Below are 17,544 nucleotides of genomic sequence, written 5' to 3' on the forward strand. Positions count from 1 at the left end.
GCCCACACCCCGGCCGCGCGAGACCGGGGGAGCGCTTCGCCGACCCCTATCACGCAACTTGATCGCGAAACCATCAAAATCGCTGACCGCACTCACAGGTGCGCGGGCAGCGCGATCTGGTCACCCTGATCGGCTCCGCGGCCAGCGTCTCGCCCGGCGAGCATCTCGAAGCCGAGGGGCATTGGGTCAACGATCGCCAGCACGGGCTGCAGTACAAGGCGATCCAGCTGCGGATCGTCCCGCCGCGCGGCCTGGAGGGGATCGAGCGCTATCTCGGCTCGGGCATGGTCAAGGGCATCGGACCGCACTTCGCCCGCACCCTAGTGAAGGCGTTTGGCGAGGACGTCTTCACCGTTATCGAGGAGACCCCGGAGCGGTTGCTCGCATTGCCGGGGATCGGTCCGAAGCGCCAACAGCGGGTGACCTCGGCGTGGGCCGAACAGAAGGTGATCCGCGAGATCATGGTGTTTCTGCAGTCCCACGGGGTCGGCACGGCGCGCGCGGTGCGCATCTACAAGACCTACGGGGACGCCGCGGTCGAGAAGGTGCGCGAGAATCCCTATCGGCTGGCCTTGGACATCTGGGGCATCGGCTTCAAGACCGCCGATGCGATCGCCGAGCGCCTCGGCATCGCGCGCGATGCGCCGATCCGAGCACAGGCGGGGGTGCGGCATGTGCTCCAGGAGCTCTCGACCGAAGGCACTGTGCCGCTTGGCGGGATGACCTGAGCACGCGGGCCGCGCGTCTCTTGGAGATTCCCGCCCCGATCATCGCGGCGGGGATCGACAGCGAGCTGGCCGAAGAGCGCCTGGTCGCCGAGACGATCGCCGAGCGCCCTGCCCTGTTTCTTGCGCCTCTGCAGCGCGCCGAGCGCGGGGTGGCCGGTCATCTGCGCCGGCTCGCGCAGGATCCGCCGCCTTGGGGTCCGATCGACGCCGAGAAGGCGCTGCCCTGGGTCGAGACGCGCACCGGACAGGTGCTCTCGGCCTCGCAGCGCACCGCGGTCGCGACGGTGCTCAAGGCCAAGGTCGCCATCATCACGGGCGGCCCGGGCGTGGGCAAAACCACGGTGGTCAACAGCCTGCTGCGGATCCTCGCGGCCAAGGGAGTGGAGGTCCTCTTGTGCGCCCCGACAGGGCGCGCGGCCAAGCGGCTCTCCGAGTCGACCGGGCGGGAGGCCAAGACCATCCACCGGCTGCTCGAATTCGACCGGCAGGTGATGGGCTTCAAGCGTGATGCCGAGCACCCGCTAGAGGCGGATCTGGTGGTGGTCGACGAGACCTCGATGGTCGACATCGTGCTGATGAACCAGTTGCTGCGCGCCGTGCCGAGCGCCGCCGCGCTGCTCCTGGTCGGGGATGTCGATCAGCTCCCCTCGGTCGGCCCCGGCGCGGTGCTCGCCGACTTGATCGGGGCAGGCACCCTGCCGACCCTGCGCCTGACCGAGATCTTCCGCCAGGCCGCCGCCTCGCGGATCATCGTCAATGCCCATCGCATCAACGCCGGTCACCTGCCCGAGCCGGCGGCCCCGGACGGACCGGACAGCGACTTTCATCTGATCCGGGTCGATACCCCGGAGGCGATTCACGAGCGGCTCCTGCGAGTGGTCACCGAGCGCATTCCGGCGCGCTTTGGTTTGGATCCGGTGCGCGACATCCAGGTGCTGACCCCGATGAATCGCGGCGGACTCGGGGCGCGGGCGCTCAACGTCGCCCTGCAGGCGGCGCTGAACCCGGAGGCCCAGCCGCGCATCGAGCGCTTCGGCTGGACCTACGCCCCGGGCGACAAGGTCATCCAGCTGGTGAACGACTACGACAAAGAGGTCTTCAACGGCGACATCGGGCGGATCCGCACAATCGATCTCGAAGAAGGGCTCCTGAGCATCGACTTCGACGGGCGCCCCGTCGCCTACGAGACCGGCGAGCTCGACGCCCTTGCGCTTGCCTACGCCACCAGCGTGCACAAGGCCCAGGGCTCGGAGTACCCGGCGGTGGTCATCCCGCTGGCGACCCAGCATTACACCTTGCTGCAGCGGAACCTGCTCTACACCGCGGTGACCCGCGGCAAGCGGCTGGTGGTGCTGATCGCCCAGCCCAGGGCGCTTGCGATGGCGGTGAAGCAGACCGGGGCCGGGCGGTTGACGCGGTTGCGGGAGCGGTTGGTGGCGGGGTGAGAGTGGCACGTACTGTTTATCGTCGACACCAATCGATACAACCGATACTTTCTGTTGGCGCGCAGTGATTCGGTGGCCTACCGTTGGAGCGAGTAGCGTGCCTCCCAAAGCAAAAGCAGTCCGGGTTTGCGCTACGACGCTCGCTCCAGACTGAAGCGCGAAGACAATGAGAAGAAGACAAGCGGTGTTGTCCGCTACAGTCGAACCCACCATAGACGAGGAGATGATTCCCATGCTCATGAAGGCGATCCCGGCGGCCGTCCTCGCTGCCATTCTGACCACCCCCTTGGCCGCAGACCCTGCAATGGTGGTCGGCAAGGCGAGGCCCAACAGTTTCTGGTGGCCCGACCAGCTCGATCTGCAGCCCCTGCGTGACCACAACCCGGCGTCCAATCCCTACGGTACGGATTTCGATTACGCGAGCGCCTTCGCGAGTCTCGACCTCGCGGCCGTCAAGACGGACCTCAAGGCGTTGATGACCAAGTCCCAAGACTGGTGGCCCGCCGATTTCGGCCACTACGGCCCGCTGTTCATCCGCATGGCCTGGCACAGTGCAGGCACCTACCGGGTGGCGGACGGGCGCGGCGGCGCCGGTGGCGGCCAGCAGCGCTTCGACCCGCTCAACAGCTGGCCCGACAACGTCAACCTCGACAAGGCACGGCGCCTGCTCTGGCCGATCAAGCAAAAGTACGGCCGCAACATCTCGTGGGCCGACCTCATGGTTCTCGCCGGCACCGTCGCGATGGAGGACATGGGATTTAAGACCTTCGGCTTCGCCGGCGGTCGGGCGGACGACTGGGAGCCAGACCTGGTCTACTGGGGTCCGGAGGCGGACATGCTCGGCCGGGAGCGCGACGACGCCGAAGGCAAGCTGCAAAATCCCCTGGCCGCCACGCAGATGGGCCTGATTTACGTGAATCCGGAAGGCCCGGGCGGCAATCCCGACCCGCTCGCGGCCGCCGAGCAGATCCGCACGGCCTTTGGCCGCATGGCGATGAACGACGAGGAAACCGTCGCCCTGATCGCCGGGGGTCACACCTTCGGCAAGACCCACGGCGCAGGCAAGCCGGGCGAGTGCGTGGGCGCCGAGCCCGCCGCTGCGCCGATCGAGCAACAAGGATTGGGCTGGGCCAACCGGTGCGGCAAGGGCAACGCCGAGGACACCATCGGCAGCGGCCTGGAAGGTGCGTGGACGGCAGCCCCGACCCGCTGGACCATGCTGTATCTGAGCAACCTGTTCAACTACGACTGGGAGCAGACCCGCAGCCCGGCCGGCGCCATTCAGTGGAAGCCCAAGGATGGCGCGGCCGCGGGCACCGTCCCCGACGCCCACAGGGAGGGGGTAAGCCATGCGCCGATCATGTTCACGACGGACTTGGCGCTGAAGCTCGATCCAACCTATCGCGAGATCTCCAAGCGCTTCCTGGAGAACCCGGAGGAATTCGAGCTCGCGTTCGCGAAGGCATGGTTCAAGCTCACCCATCGGGACATGGGGCCCCGCGCCCTGTATCTCGGCGCCGAGGTTCCCGAAGCGGTGCTGCTCTGGCAGGACCCGGTGCCCGCGCTCGACCATGCCTTGATCGATGAGAACGACATTGCCGCGCTTAAGACGCGCATCCTGGCGTCCGGTCTGCCGACTGGTCTGCTGGTTCGCACCGCCTGGGCGTCGGCATCGACCTTCCGCGCCAGCGATATGCGCGGCGGAGCCAATGGCGGGCGCATTCGTCTCGCGCCGCAGAAGGACTGGCCGGTCAATGATCCGGCAAGCCTGGCGAGGGCGCTGCAAACCCTGGAGGAGATCCGGACGACCTTCAACAGCGGCGCAACCGGCGGAAAGCAGGTCTCGCTCGCCGACCTGATCGTCCTGGGCGGTGCCGCGGCCATCGAGGCGGCGGCCAAGGCTGCCGGCCATGAGGTGGACGTCCCCTTCACGCCCGGGCGAACGGACGCCACCCAAGAACAGACCGATGTCGAGTCTTTTGCTGTCCTGGAGCCGACGGCCGACGGCTTCCGCAACTACTTTGCGGACGGCAACCGCCTGTCGCCGACCGAGATGCTGGTGGACCGTGCAGACCTGCTGGGGCTGACCGTTCCGGAGATGACGGCACTGGTCGGAGGGATGCGCGCCATGGGTGCCAACAGCCATGGTTCGAGACATGGCGTGTTGACCGAGCGCCCCGGCCCGCTGACCAATGACTTCTTCGTGAACCTGCTCGACATGAACACCCTGTGGTCGCCGGCGATGGACGCCGATGGCCTCTACGAGGGACGCAACCGTGCGACGGGCGCGCTGAAATGGACGGCCACACCGGTGGACCTGATCTTCGGATCGAACGCCGAGCTGCGTGCCGTTGCCGAGGTCTACGCTTCCGCGGATGGAGAGGAGGAGTTTATCCGAGACTTCGTCGCCGCATGGACCAAGGTGATGACGGCCGACCGCTTCGATCCGAAGCGGGGATAGGCAACAGTCGCTCGGGCCGTGGTTGGCGTAAGCCCGGCCCGAGCACTCGGATCGAGAGGGGAGCAATGTAACTGCTCGAGACCTTCTTTCGCAACCCGCCGACCGAGGGTCTATCGCCGCGTGTCCCGCCTCGTCATGCACGTCGATCTCGACGCCTTCTTCGCCGCCGTCGAGCAACGCGATCACCCCGCGCGGCGGGGCGGCCCCTGGTTGTCGGCGCCGCGCCCGGCCGACGCGGCGTGGTCGCCAACTGTTCCTACGAGGCCCGACGCTTCGGCGTGCGCTCGGCCATGCCGATCTCCGAAGCGGTGCGCCGTCTGCCGGCGGATACGGTCTACTTGCGCCTGGATATGTCGCGCTATGCCGACGTGTCGCGGCAGATCATGCGGGTGGTGCGGCACCCTCGCCCCGGTCGTCGAGCCGTTTGCGATCGACGAGGCGTACCTGAATGTCTCCGGGTTGGAGCGGATGGTCGGTCCGCCCGAGGTCGTCGCCCGGCGCACCAAGGTGGCCATACGCGAGGCAGTCGGGCTGACTGCCTGGGTGGCATCGGTCCGAACGTCTGATCGCCGAGCTCGCCTCGGATGCCCGCAAGCCGGATGGAATCTTGGTGGTGCGTCCCGAGGAAGTCCATGCCGTCCTGGATCCGATGCCGCTCGCTGCTCTGCGCGCACGCACCGGCACACAATTACATACGTGCCAGTATCGACGCAAACGGGAGACATCGTTATGCCCATGCAAGCTCCGAGGAGCGTGCCCGGGGATTCTCATCGGAGTTGCGGCGAGCGTCGCGGCATCATCTCGGTCGCTGCATCGAAACCGCTGAATTTCGCGTGAGAGCACTTCGCAAGCCTAAGTCGGGCAGCTTCCTAGTGGTCGAGGAAGTGCGACTGGTCGGTCCTTCCGGAACGCAGCCATCCCTCGATAAGGTCCAGAGCCGTGGGGGCTTCCTGTTCGGTTGCGGCTGCCTTGGGCGCCTTACCCTGCGCCTTTTTCACACGGGGTCTCGAGGCTTGGCGTTGGATTAGCAGCAAGTCTCGGTCTGTTGGCTCCAGAGTCAGGCCGCGGGATACGAATCGTGCGGCGGCGGCGCGATTGCCATTTCTTAGACTCTGTCCGGCAAGCTCACCATATCGTTTCACGATGCGTTGGATCCCGGCCCGGGCCCGGTCATTGCTCGGGTCGAGCGCGAGCACGTCCTGGTAGTACCCGTAAGCGTTGTCGTCGGCCGGAAACATGAGCCGATCGTTCGACAAGGCGAGCTCCGCGTTCGTCAGAAGCCGATCGATCTCGGGCGACTGCATGGCCTGCCGGTCTTGGTCAGCCGTTCCAACAGTAACGGGAGACGCGGTGTCCATGATGCCTCCAGGGATCTCCGGGGTTCCTGCTTGGCTCTGCGCCAGTACCTCGGGGTTCTCGATGCCCATTCCCTCAATGCCCGCGATCGTCGGGTCGACCCGTCCCGAAGCGATCCGGGGCTTACCGGCATCAGAGCCGTCCCTAGGCGCGGCAGTGACTCCGATGTCCGCTGCGGTGGGCGTCAATGCGGGCCGAGTGGGCTCGGCGATCGGGCGCTCCATCCCTGCGGAGGCGACGACCGGGGATGCTTCCCAGCGGCTCGGCTCTGCGATCTCCGGGGTTTGAAGGGTATCGTCGCCGCTACCAACCAAGTAGACGACGAAAGAGGCAACGAGGGCTGCGGCGACCAGGCCGCTGAGCACCCATCTCCGATCCCAACTGCCTATCCGCTGCAGCAGTCCCCTCAGGCCCGCCAGGGTATCGCCTGCAGTCAGGCCGTTTTTCCTTGAGCTAGAGCGCTGTTCCGGTGATGGCTTGCGCTCCTTTGAGGTGGGCAACTCCCCAACGTTCGGGCTGGAGGGCGGTTGGGGATGGGCCCGCTCAGTCAGGTGCAGCGTCCTTGTGGAACCCGCAAGGTAGGCCGGAGCATCCTTACCCGGGTGTGCAAGGACCCATTCGACGTCCCGCGACTCCAAAACGCGCGCCCCGGATTGACGGCCATGCAGAAGCAGGTGCCCCAGGGTCAGGCTGATCAGCCGCGGCACGCCCCCGGTTCTTTCGTAGACTAAGCGCACTGCATCCGCACTGATTTCCGGGTCGCCATCCTGCCAGCCCGCAGGCTCCAGGACATGTGCAAGATAGGAGGCCGTCTCTTCCAGGGTCAGGGGAAAGATCCGGCAGGTCGCGAGGATCCGTTGCCGAATCGTCGCGTGATCCGGGCGATCCAGCAGCTCCCAGACCTGGTCCCGACCGGACAGCAGGATTTGAACCGGGTGGATCTTGCTGCCGGTCAGGCCGCCCAAATAGCAGAGCTCCGGAAGGGCGCGCGGGGCGAGGTCCTGAGCCCCGTCGATGATCAAGATGGCGGGCTTGTCCGGCCGGCATCTGGAGGCGATCCGATCCGCCAGATCCGACAAGAGCCGGGTCCTGGAAAACGAATCGGCCTCCAAGCCGAAGGCCAAACTGACGAGTTGCAGCAGATCCTCGGCCGCCTCCCGGGACATTGTCACCCAGGCCACGTAGCAGCCATCGCGCTCGAACTGCTCCGCAAGATCCTCGGCAAGCGTGGTCTTGCCCGTCCCGGAGGCACCCGTGAGCAGCACCAACCCCGGTCCCTGTTTGGTTGCCTCGAGGATCGCCCGGGCGGCGGCCCCATAGCTCGCATGCACAAAGCGACGCGGCAGCGGAGTTATCGACGGCCAAGTCTTCCGGTCGAGCGCCTCGAGGGTCATCTGCACATTCCTCCCGCCCGCTTGATGCAGTCGTTGCCGGCGTCCAGATTGGGACAGTCTAATCCCAAGGTTCAGCGCGAACCATGCTCACCTTGGCCTCATCAACGAGAGGGCGGCTCGCTGTCCGGTATCGAGGTCGATGATGTGTCGGGGCGGATATACGCGGCGCTCGTGGGGTGCGCATTGCGGCGGAAAATTCATGTGCGCTGGGGTGTGACTCCGATGCGTACCCGGTTCAGGCGGCTTCGCGTTGCTCTTCCGGCGGGTTGTCGGTGGCCTTCGGATACTTCGCGCGATACCGGACCACGCAACTATTGAAGGCACTAATCGCTGCCTCGCGCGTCTCCGCCATCCAGATCGCCTGCAGGTCGACCTCGGCTTTGCCCTGGAGCGACTTGGGTGTGTTCGGGGCAAGCATGGCCGTCACGCAGGCACAGGCGAGGATCAGCCGGGTGCGGAATCCAAGACACCTTTGCGCGGCTCTACAGAGCAAAGGTTTCGGTTGGGGGCAACTACGGGGGCAGAATGATTCTTGGAAGGCCTGCGAACTTCTAATGTTTTGTATTTTCGACTAGGTTGGCGGAGAGAGAGTCCGCCAAAACGATAGTCAAGGATATCCTAAAGAGTCCATAAATATACTTAAAAACAATTGCTTGATGATTTTTACGTGCAGCAAGATCCGAAAGCGTCTACCATAATCACAGACCGTTTTGTGGGTACGTTTGTGGGTATGACTTGGGAGATCGGCTCATGGCACGCAACATCCATCGTCTGACCGATCGACAGGTGAAGAACGCCACTCAGCCGATCGGCGACGGCGGTAATCTGTGGCTCTACCCCGAAGGCCATGCCCGTCTGTGGGTCTTTCGCTACAGCAACGCCGGCAAGCAGCGCGAGATGGGGCTGGGCGGATATCCCGCCGTCACGCTGGCGGAAGCACGCCAAAGGGCCGCAGAAGCGCGAGAGCTTCGCCGACAGGGTATCGACCCGATCGAGCACCGCGCGCAAGCGCTCGCCCACGAAAACGCACCCGAGGTTGTTCCGACGTTCACCCAAGCCGCCGCGGCCTTCATCCGGCTGAACCGGCATGGCTGGAACAATCGCAAACACGCACGACAGTGGACGGCCACGCTCAAGACCTACGCTCGCCCGATCCTCGGCAACAGGCCCGTGGACAAGGTGACGACCGAGCACATTCTGACGGTGCTCAAGCCCATCTGGACCACGAAGACCGAGACCGCCAAACGCGTCCAGGGGCGCATCGAGAACATCCTCGACTTTGCCGCTGCCCGGCAGTGGCGCGATCCGGCGAATCCGGCGCGCTGGCGCGGCCATCTCGACAAATTGCTGCCGAAACCAACCAAGGTCAAAACGGTCCGGCAGCAGCCCGCTTTACCCTATCAAGATGTGGGCGCGTTCCTGGTGGAATTGCGCAGATTGACCAGCGTCTCGGCACGCGCACTCGAGCTCCTGATCTTGACCGCATGCCGCACCGGCGAGGTCTTGGGTGCACAATGGACCGAGATCGACCTGCCGGCTCGCGTGTGGACAATACCGGCCGCGCGCATGAAGGGAAATCGCGAGCATCGCGTCCCGTTGAGCGACGCCGCGATGGCCGTCATCGAGACCCTTCCGCGCATCGTCAATCACCCCTACGTGTTTCCTGGCGCCAAGCATGGTCGACCGCTCTCCAATATGGCCCTGCTGCAGGTCATGCGCGGCCTGGGGTATGGCGTCGGCGGCACGCGGGGCGACGCGGTCCCGCACGGATTCCGCTCGTCGTTTCGAGACTGGGCCGGTGAAGTCAGCAGCTTCCCGAACCACGTCTGCGAGATGGCCTTGGCCCATGTCATCGGCAACAAGGCCGAAAAAGCCTATCGACGCGGCGATCTATTCGACAAGCGCCGCGCCATGATGCAGCAATGGGCGGACTGGTGTGCCGCAAGCGGCGGCACCGATGCCGAGCCGGAGACATGCGCGGTCGGTGCACCTGAGCGGTCGCGCAGTGCCGTGTCGACTGCGTCTTCGCTTCGGTGCATCGGCACCGTATCCGCCAATGACAGGATGGACCCATGACCGAACCCCCCGGTCAGTCGACGCCCGCCGACGATCTCGACACCCCGTGGAAGGACGCCGTCGAGCATCACTTCCCGGAATTTCTCGCGTTCTATTTTCCGGCGGTCCACGCCGGAATCGACTGGACCTGAGGCCATTGCTTTCTCGACCAGGAACTGGCGCAAGTCGTTAAGGATGCCGCGCTCGGCAAACGCGTCCTGGACAAGCTGGTTGCCGTCCATCGGCTCGACGGGAGCGAGGATTGGGTCTACATCCATATCGAGATCCAGGGCGGGCACGACATGCACTTTGCCAAGCGCATGTTCACCTACAACTACCGCCTGTTCGATCGCTATGATCGCCCGATCGCCAGCCTCGCGGTCCTTGCCGACGACAGTGCCTCCTGGCGTCCGGGCAACTTCGGCTTCTCGTTGTTCGGCTGCCGGCACTGGCTGGAGTATCCGTTGGTCAAACTGATCGACTTTGCCGATCGGCTCGAGACGCTGTTGGAGGATGCCAACCCGTTCGCGATCGTCACCGCCGCGCATTTGCTGACCCGCCAAACCCGCGGCGACGCCGAGCAACGCTATGCGGCAAAATGGCGCCTTGCGCGACTCCTCTACGAACGCAATTGGGACCGCCAACGCATCATCGATCTGTTCGCCGTCATCGACTGGATGATGACCCTGCCCGTCGAGTTGGAAGCGAAGCTGTGGCAGGCCCTCACGACCCTGGAGAGAAACAAGACCATGCCCTACGTGACATCCGTCGAACGCCTCGGCTACACACGCGGTCATTCGGAAGGCCGTGAAGAGGGCCGTGAAGAAGGCCGACGCACCGAGGCGGAGACCTTGGTGCGCAAGCTCCTGCAACGCCGCCTCGGTGTCTTGCCCGGACAGATCGACGCGCGTGTCGGCGCGCTGTCGCTAGAACGAATGGAGGCGCTCGGCGAGGCGCTCTTGGACTTCGCGTCCGTGGATGACCTCGACGCCTGGCTCCGACAGCACTGATTCGGTGGTGCGCTACCCACGACCGACGCCGGTACGAGTACCCGCCGATCTCGGAAGACGGGATCGACCGACGATCCGGCGACCCCTGTCGGTCCGATCCGACACGGACTCCGAGCAGGTCCGATGATCCGTACGCCGCGGATCCGTCGCTCGGACGCGAGCACCGCTCGGCGCGTCCGATCGTGCGTCTCATGCGGCTCCCGGCGAAAGGGAAAATCAGGGTCCGAGCGGAGAGAATGCCGTCGCTGTGCGGCTGTTTCGCACGTTCGATGCGACACTCGATCTACCGGAGAGTCGCGTGTCGCTCGTGAATCCGTCCGGGGGCTCCTGCGGCCGGACGGACTCGCTCCTTGGCGGCAACCTGTTTTTGCCCCGGTCCGCCCCGCTCCGGGCCGCGCTGCGCCACGACCGCGGCTTCGCGACCACGGCCGCTTTGCCACTGCGGCGGCACGCACGCGCCGACGCCTACCGGGGGCCGCTCGGCTTCGCTACGCTCTCCATGCCTCGCGGGCTTGAACGCCGGTCCGTGACGACGCCGGCTCTTCCGCCAGCGGGCCAAACCCGCCGGCCGCTTGCGCCGGACGACGATCGTATCGGCGACCCCGCGGGCGCCGTCGCCGTCTGCACCCTGTCGAGCCGCGATCTGATCGCGCCGCCGGCTGATCGCGCCGCCGGCCGCACTGCCGAGTGTGGGAATCGCCGGACGTTTGGTGACCGTCAATCCGGTGATCGAGCTGATGGTGACGAACATCGCAGGCAATCCCGCGATTCACGTCCTGGTCCTGTGCGGAGCCGACTCGCCGGTGTTTTACTCCGCCTAAGGGGTCCGAGCGCTCCTGGAGAACGTGTCGCACCTGGTCGACGCATCATCGCCGCCCACGGGCATCTGCCGGTCCTCGCCAATCTCCCCGTGGTGCGGATCGAGCGTTTTCGTCCCCATGTGGTCTTGGTGGATGCGACCGGCGGCCACCGTGGTGAGAGGCCGCAAGATCCTCGATAGCGCACGGAACCACACGACGCATTGTCGCTCCCGAAAGCCGGCGCCTGCCGAACTCACGATTCGGTCTGCCGACGAGAGCGTCCCCGCATGATCGAATGCGGACGGCTCGCTCGGGTGGCGATAGTCGGGCTCCTCAACCGATCGGCTCCTGACCGACGCCGCCCGGCGAAGTCAATGCCGAAGACGTCCTTCTCGCGCACGCCGACGATGTGCCCCTCGCCGATCACCCGCTGGCGGATCCGATCGTTGACCGCCCACTGCGGCGAGTTCTCCCCAGCCCTCCCCAGCCCTCTCCGTTCGACGCCGTGTATTGCGCTTTCGGCGCGGCATAGCGTTCGGGGATGCCGACCGCCTCCGGATCGCGATTCAGCAGGCAGGCGCTTCGGCCGCTGTACTCGGAGAGCTTACCGGCGGGCTCGGTACCGCAGAGCCGTTTCGACACGGCGTCCCCGAGCGACACCGCAGTCCGGAGTCGCGCTTCGAAGGTACAACGGCTGGCCGGCGTGCGTGAGATTCCGGGGCCTCGCGACGCGTGGCCCTCCCATGCCGCATCCCAGCGCTCGTCGGGCGGGATATCTTTGGCGCGGGGGGAAGGCCACGTATGCCGGGCGCCGTTCCACTTCCACCGGTGTCGGACCCCCAAACCGGGGGCATCACGCCTCCGGAGGTAGAGGCGTCATGCCTCCTGACTAGGGGCGTCATGCCCACGGACTAGAGGCGCCACGCCCCCGGAAGTAGGGGCGTCATGCCCCCCGAACCGTCATATGAACCTTCATGGAACCGTCAGTGAATCGACGTCGTCGCGCGCGCCCCCCTTGTCGAATGACACATCGAAACGCAGACCCGATCCGGCGCGCCCGATGCCGCCGACCCGCGCTTCGGGACGCCACCGTCATCCAGCGTCTGCAGACGCTTCGGCGCAAGGACAAGATCTCGATTCGGCCTGTCGGCACCCGCCGCATTAACTAACGACCATGTAACCATCCCCGGATCCCCTTCGCACGATCGCGCACGGTAGCGCCGGGACCGCCGGACCCGGGTATTCCGCGACCGGCCGGCATTCCGCCCTGCCCTGTCCGGCGCTTAACCCCCTCGAGCACAGGTTATCCACACGACCGACCACAGGGATTGTGAACAAAATGGCCCTCGGCGCCTTGACGACCTCCCCGATGCGCCGTCTGCACGGCTGCCGACTCACCTGCGAGTAAAGCCGCGTTTTCGAGCGCTTAGCGCCGTCGCCGTCACGACCGTCGGCCGGCACTCTGTCCGCACCTTCACGGACAGGGCAGCGACATGCGACAGAACCTCATTTCACCCCTCGAGGAGACGCCAGGGCGTATTGCCCGACACCTCGGTGCCTCGCTGGCCGCCCTCGGGTTGGCGGCGGCGTCGTTCGCGAACCCCGGTATGGCCGAGCCGTTGCCGAGCGCGTCGATCGCGCGTATGGCGCAGTTGCCGTCCGGCGGGCTGCAGGCGGTGGAGACCACCGAGGGGGAGTTGCTGTTCTTCTCCGAGAACGGGCGCTACGTGCTGCGCGGCAGTGCCGTGGATCTCTGGCACGGGGCCAAGCTCACCGCGTTCGATCAGACGCAACACCTCGCCGGGCGCATCGATCTGGCGCGACTGAAGCTCGACGTGGCGGATCTGGGGGCGATCGACGTCGGCGAAGGCCCCGAGGTGGTCGTCTTCGTCGATCCCTTCTGCCCCCATTGCACCGCACTCTATGCCGATCTCGCGCCGCTGCGCGCGACCTATCGCTTCCGACTGGTCCCGATTCCGGTGCTGGGGGAGCCCTCGCAGCGCGCCGTGCTCGCGCTGGCGTGCCTGGCCGGATCCGCTCCCGAGCAGGCACGCGACGCGCTGCTCGGCGGGCTGACGGCGGATCTCCCGGAACCCGCGGCGGGATGCGGCGGGGCGGTAGCACAACGCACCCTGATCGCGGCCCAAATCCTCGGGATTCGCGGCACGCCGTTCCTGATCGCGCCGGACGGGCGCCTGCGTCAAGGTCGCCCGGACGATCTCGCGGCCTGGCTCGCCGGCGTCGAGGAGCGCGCCGAATGATCCACGCCACACCCCTGCTGCTGTGCGCAGCCCTGCTCGGAGGTTGCGCTTCGGGCAATCCCGAGTACGCCTGTCCCGGCTATCCGGGCAAACCGCTCTGTCTGCCGCCGAGTGCCGTCTACAGCCTCAGCGACGGTGTCGGACCACCGCCCGCGTCCGTCGCGCGCCCTTTGCCGATCGCGATCGACAGTGGACTTGCCGCCGGATCCGGTCGGGCGCGGGCCATGCGATTTCACGATTAGGAGACCGCCATGACCTCACGCCTCACGTTGCCGCTCGTGCTCTCGGCGCTCGCCGTCCTGAGCGGCTGCGCCACCGCACCCGTCCCGGAACCGTTGGCGGCCCAAGACCAACGCCCCGCCGAGTATCGACCCACACGCGCCGCCGCCGCGTCGATGCAGGCCTGGATCGCTCCCTGGGAGGATGCCACCGGCGATCTGTATCCGCCCTCCACGGTGTACATCGAGGTGCTGCGCGAGCACTGGCAGTACGACGGCGCACCTCAGGGGCGTTTGACCGTGCTGCGGCCGCTGCAGGTGCAGCCGCGATCGCCCGCGCCGAACGATGCCGCGCGTCCGGTCATGCCCCCGGAAGCGGTTCCGACGGATCCGGCACACGCACCGGTGCACCTGCCGCGCGCGGAGAAGCGCGGCGCCTGAACACCGTGGTCCGGCGCGTGCCGGACGATCGGCCCACCCGAACCCGCACGGCGCGGGTTCCTCAACCCTCCGGAGAAGAGCCTCATGTTGTCCCCGCCCCCGTTGTCCGGCCGCGACCGCCGGACCCTGCTGTTCGCGGGCCTCGCCGCGACCCTGCTCGCCCTGGCGCTCTCCGCGACCGCCACGGCCGGCACCACCGGGACCGAGTTCTCGGCCCTCTACACCCTGCTCACCGGCTGGATGACCGGCTTTCTGGGCCGCGTGGTGGCCGTGATCTTCATCATCATCGGTGTCATCGCCGGTGCCGCACGCCAGTCGATCATGGGTTTCGTCCTGGGCATCGCCGCCGGCGTGGGCATGTTCCTGGCCCCGGCGATCGTCGACGGCGTCGTCACCGCCACCCTGCCCGTTCTCTGATCGGAGCCTTCCGATCGCCCGGACCCCGACCATCGGGTCCATTGCCGGGTCCCGACCACGGGACCCCTTTCCACGCGAGGTCTTCATGATCGGATTCGACAGGCGCGCCGTCGCCGGCGTGGCCCTCGTCATGGCGGTCTCGGTCGCGCAGGCCGAGGTCGCTCCGCGGCTTCCCGAATCCCTGCTGGGCGCGTTGCCCGGCGTCGGCGACCTCGTCGTCTATCCGCGTTCGGGCGAGGTCCACGTCTGCCGGCGCATCCCCGCGCGCGCTTCGGCGGTCTGCGCGAGCGCGCGGCAGGTCGTCGACGGCGCGCTTGCCGATCGCGACGCCTGGCTCACCCGCACCGCCGATCTGCTCTACCCGACGGATCCGGACATCGCGGTGTTTGATCGCGCGATCGCCCTCGCCGCGGACGGCGCGGACGGTCTTTTCGTGGTCGCCTACCGACTGGCAGGGCACCAAACCAACGGCGTTCCGTCCCGGTCGCAAGAACTGGTGATTACGCGTTGCACGGCAACCCCCGGTTCCCGCACCGGGACCTCCTCCGGCGCAACAACGGCGCTCTGCAGCGAAGCGGAATATTCTATTGAACCAACCGGCGAACCGCAGGCCGCGCACGCCCGCGAAGGTGCCGGTCGCCTCGCCGTCGCCACGACCGCGCACGGTGTGGCCATCCTGCTCCCCGACGGACACGCGCTGTTCACCGCGGAAGCGGTCGACCCGCTCGTTTGGAGCGCGGCGCACATCCGACGTCACCCGCAACAGGTCTTTGCACCGGCCTCGGCCGACGAGGATGGGCTCGACGCACGCGGCGCCGTCTTCCGGCTTACTGCGTCGGCCGGCGACGATGCGCTGATCGTCGCGCGCGAAGCCGCCGCCCTCGACGGCGCGACCCTGGTGTCGCTCGGCGCCCTGCCTGCCGACCCGAGCGATCGCAGCCCGATGGTCCGACTCGCGGAGACCCGCCTGTTCGACAGTGCGCAGTGGCCACGACCATGAGCCGCTCCCGCACCGCCTCGGTCCAGGTGCGCTCGCCCTCCGGCAAGCCTTTGAGCGACTGCGCCAGCCGCCGCGCCCGGGAGATGGTCCGCCGCGGTCGCGCGACCTGGATCTCGACGACGCCCCCGATCATTCGACTGACCGAGAAGCCCTCATGACGACACCGCGCCGTTTCACCGGCTCGCGCGCCAACGCGCTCTTCCCGACCCTGGCCTACGACCCGGACAGCCATCTGTTCCTGCTCGACGACCAGTCGCTCGCCTTCGGCTATCTGTGCGAGCCCCTGTCCGCCGCCGATCAGTCCAACGCCGACCGGCTGCTGGTGCTCGGCAATCTCGACTGGCCGCCCGAGACCCTGCTGCAGGTCGCGCTCTGGACCTCGCCCGATATCGAGGAGACCGTCGCGCGCATGGAAGGGCTGCGCATCGAGACCGCCACCGCGCTGTTGCGCGAATCCACCCGCCGCACCGCCGCCTATCTGCGCGCCGGCAGCACCGCCCCGCTCTCCCCGGCCGGGGATCTGCGCCTGCGCGAGCTGCAGGTGTTGGTCACGGCCAAGCTGCCGCTGGCCGCCCCGCAGCCGAGCGCGCACGAGCTGCGCGATGCCCGCGAGTTGCAGGCGACCGCCCTGCAGGTGCTGGCCACCGCCGGGATGCGTCCGGCGAGCCTCACCGCCGACCGCCACGTGCGGATCATGACGACCTTGCTCAACTGGGGACCGCAGGCGGGGTGGCGCGACCGCATCACGCCCGAGTGCGATGCCCGGCGTCCGGTGCGCGATCAGTATCTGGACTACGACGTCGGCATCGATGTCGACGCCAAGGGAATCACCCTCGGGGAGCAACGCATCCAGACCTTCTCGGTCAAGCGCTTTCCCGATCGGGCCGGCTTCGGGCTGGCCGCGCGCTTTCTCGGGGATCCCTTCTCGGGCTCGCGCGGGGTGCGCCACAATGCGCTGATCACCCTGAACCTGCATTTCCCGGACCCCGAGGCGACGCGGGTGAATCTCACCTCGCGCGCGCAATGGGCGGCCCATCAGGTGAGCGGCAATCTCTCGCACTACATGCCGCGTCTGGCCCACAACAAGCGCGATTTCGACGCCTTGTTCGCCCGGCTGGATCACGGCGACCGCCCGCTGCAGGCCTACCTTGGGATCGTGCTCTTCACCGCCCCGGAGGAGGCTGCGGGCGCGGCCTCGAATCTGCGCACCTATTGGCGCGAGCTCGGTTTTCAGGTCTTGACCGACCGCTTCTTCGTGCTGCCGCTCTTTCTCAACTGTCTGCCGTTCGGCGCGGATCGCGGTGCGATCCGCACCAGTTTTCGCTACCGCACCCTCTCCGCCGCCCATGCCGTCGCGCTGATGCCGGTCTTCGGCGACTGGAAGGGCACCGGCACCCCGGTGCTCAACCTGATCGGGCGCACCGGTCAGCTCGTGGATCTGAGCCTCTTCGACTCGGCGACCAACTACAACGCCGTGATTGCCGCCTCCTCGGGCTCGGGCAAATCGTTTCTCGCCAACGAGCTGCTCTCGACCAACCTGAGCGTCGGCGGGCGCTGCTGGGTGATCGACGTCGGACGCAGCTACGCCAACCTCTGCGAATCCCTCGGCGGGCAGTTCGTCGCCTTCACCGCCGACTCGGACATCGTGCTGAATCCCTTCGAGCTGCTGCACACGTGGGAAGAAGAAGCCGACGTGATCGCCGCCATGGTCACCGCGATGGCCGCCCCGACCGAGCCGCTCGGCGACTACCGCACCGCCGGGCTCAAGCGCGCCCTGCGCGAGCTGTGGGACACCCATGGCACGGCGATGAATGTCGATCTGATCGCCGCGGCCATGCTCGCCTGCGCGGACGAGCGCCTGCAGGACGTCGGCGTGCAGCTCTACCCCTTCACCTCGCGCGGGGAATACGGACGCTGGTTCCACGGGCGCAACACCATGGACTTCAGCGCGGATCTGG

Annotated in this window: 14 protein-coding genes and 2 pseudogenes; 13 read left to right on the plus strand and 3 right to left on the minus strand. The window is 66.9% G+C overall.

Features of this window, described 5'->3' with window-relative positions; genetic code table 11:
• Nucleotides 1–95: 95 nt before the first annotated feature.
• The 4 genes and pseudogenes from recD2 to BLV04_RS26005 form a co-directional block, all read left to right on the plus strand.
• Nucleotides 96–2,173: pseudogene (recD2, locus tag BLV04_RS23055) on the plus strand (SF1B family DNA helicase RecD2); the annotation flags it as partial.
• Nucleotides 2,174–2,405: 232 nt separating this feature from the next.
• Nucleotides 2,406–4,634: a catalase/peroxidase HPI gene (gene katG / locus BLV04_RS23060; RefSeq protein ID WP_093038336.1), complete on the plus strand. Its 2,229-nt coding sequence runs from the start codon at nucleotides 2,406–2,408 to the stop codon at nucleotides 4,632–4,634.
• Between the two features lie 206 nt (nucleotides 4,635–4,840).
• The gene (locus BLV04_RS25790) at nucleotides 4,841–5,200 is read left to right on the plus strand and encodes a Y-family DNA polymerase (RefSeq protein WP_342721925.1); all 360 of its coding nucleotides are present in this window, start codon (nucleotides 4,841–4,843) and stop codon (nucleotides 5,198–5,200) included.
• Nucleotides 5,094–5,471, plus strand: coding sequence for a hypothetical protein (locus BLV04_RS26005; RefSeq protein WP_342721926.1), 378 nt, complete (start codon nucleotides 5,094–5,096; stop codon nucleotides 5,469–5,471). Before BLV04_RS25790 ends, BLV04_RS26005 begins: the two co-directional genes overlap by 107 nt.
• A 32-nt stretch (nucleotides 5,472–5,503) precedes the next feature.
• On the opposite strand, the gene BLV04_RS23070 is transcribed toward BLV04_RS26005, so the two are convergent.
• Both BLV04_RS23070 and BLV04_RS23075 read right to left on the minus strand, forming a co-directional pair.
• A complete protein-coding gene (locus tag BLV04_RS23070; RefSeq protein WP_093038338.1) occupies nucleotides 5,504–7,384 on the minus strand; it encodes an ExeA family protein in 1,881 nt (626 codons plus the stop codon).
• A 268-nt stretch (nucleotides 7,385–7,652) separates the two neighbouring features.
• Nucleotides 7,653–7,784: pseudogene (locus tag BLV04_RS23075) on the minus strand (IS256 family transposase); the annotation flags it as partial.
• A gap of 350 nt (nucleotides 7,785–8,134) precedes the next feature.
• On the opposite strand from BLV04_RS23075, the gene BLV04_RS23080 reads away from it, so the two are divergent.
• The 3 genes from BLV04_RS23080 (at nucleotide 8,135) to BLV04_RS23085 (ending at nucleotide 10,449) form a co-directional block, all read left to right on the plus strand.
• A complete protein-coding gene (locus BLV04_RS23080; protein WP_245732007.1) occupies nucleotides 8,135–9,460 on the plus strand; it encodes a tyrosine-type recombinase/integrase in 1,326 nt (441 codons plus the stop codon).
• Nucleotides 9,457–9,591, plus strand: a complete 135-nt coding sequence (locus BLV04_RS25955) for a hypothetical protein (protein ID WP_281241883.1) — start codon at nucleotides 9,457–9,459, stop codon at nucleotides 9,589–9,591. Before BLV04_RS23080 ends, BLV04_RS25955 begins: the two co-directional genes overlap by 4 nt.
• A gap of 150 nt (nucleotides 9,592–9,741) precedes the next feature.
• Nucleotides 9,742–10,449, plus strand: coding sequence for a DUF4351 domain-containing protein (locus BLV04_RS23085; protein WP_245732008.1), 708 nt, complete (start codon nucleotides 9,742–9,744; stop codon nucleotides 10,447–10,449).
• Nucleotides 10,450–10,732: 283 nt separating this feature from the next.
• On the opposite strand, the gene BLV04_RS23090 is transcribed toward BLV04_RS23085, so the two are convergent.
• On the minus strand, nucleotides 10,733–11,200 hold the full coding sequence (locus tag BLV04_RS23090) for a hypothetical protein (protein WP_139192026.1): 468 nt from the start codon (nucleotides 11,198–11,200) through the stop codon (nucleotides 10,733–10,735).
• A 1,542-nt stretch (nucleotides 11,201–12,742) separates the two neighbouring features.
• On the opposite strand from BLV04_RS23090, the gene BLV04_RS23100 reads away from it, so the two are divergent.
• The 6 genes from BLV04_RS23100 to BLV04_RS23125 all read left to right on the plus strand — a co-directional run.
• Entirely contained in the window at nucleotides 12,743–13,510 is a 768-nt protein-coding gene (locus BLV04_RS23100) for a DsbC family protein (protein WP_093038344.1), read from the plus strand.
• A complete protein-coding gene (locus tag BLV04_RS23105; RefSeq protein ID WP_093038346.1) occupies nucleotides 13,507–13,752 on the plus strand; it encodes a conjugal transfer protein TraV in 246 nt (81 codons plus the stop codon). Before BLV04_RS23100 ends, BLV04_RS23105 begins: the two co-directional genes overlap by 4 nt.
• A 9-nt stretch (nucleotides 13,753–13,761) precedes the next feature.
• Complete coding sequence (locus tag BLV04_RS23110; protein WP_093038348.1) at nucleotides 13,762–14,169, plus strand: TraV family lipoprotein; 408 nt, start codon at nucleotides 13,762–13,764, stop codon at nucleotides 14,167–14,169.
• 84 nt (nucleotides 14,170–14,253) lie between these two features.
• Nucleotides 14,254–14,586, plus strand: coding sequence for a TraA family conjugative transfer protein (gene traA / locus BLV04_RS23115; protein WP_093035707.1), 333 nt, complete (start codon nucleotides 14,254–14,256; stop codon nucleotides 14,584–14,586).
• Between the two features lie 85 nt (nucleotides 14,587–14,671).
• On the plus strand, nucleotides 14,672–15,586 hold the full coding sequence (locus BLV04_RS23120) for a hypothetical protein (RefSeq protein WP_093038350.1): 915 nt from the start codon (nucleotides 14,672–14,674) through the stop codon (nucleotides 15,584–15,586).
• A 154-nt stretch (nucleotides 15,587–15,740) separates the two neighbouring features.
• A partial coding sequence (locus tag BLV04_RS23125) for a TraC family protein (RefSeq protein WP_093038352.1) occupies nucleotides 15,741–17,544 on the plus strand: 1,804 nt, incomplete at its 3' end.

Source organism: Thiocapsa roseopersicina (genome assembly GCF_900106925.1).
Classification (GTDB): Bacteria; Pseudomonadota; Gammaproteobacteria; order Chromatiales; family Chromatiaceae; genus Thiocapsa; species Thiocapsa roseopersicina.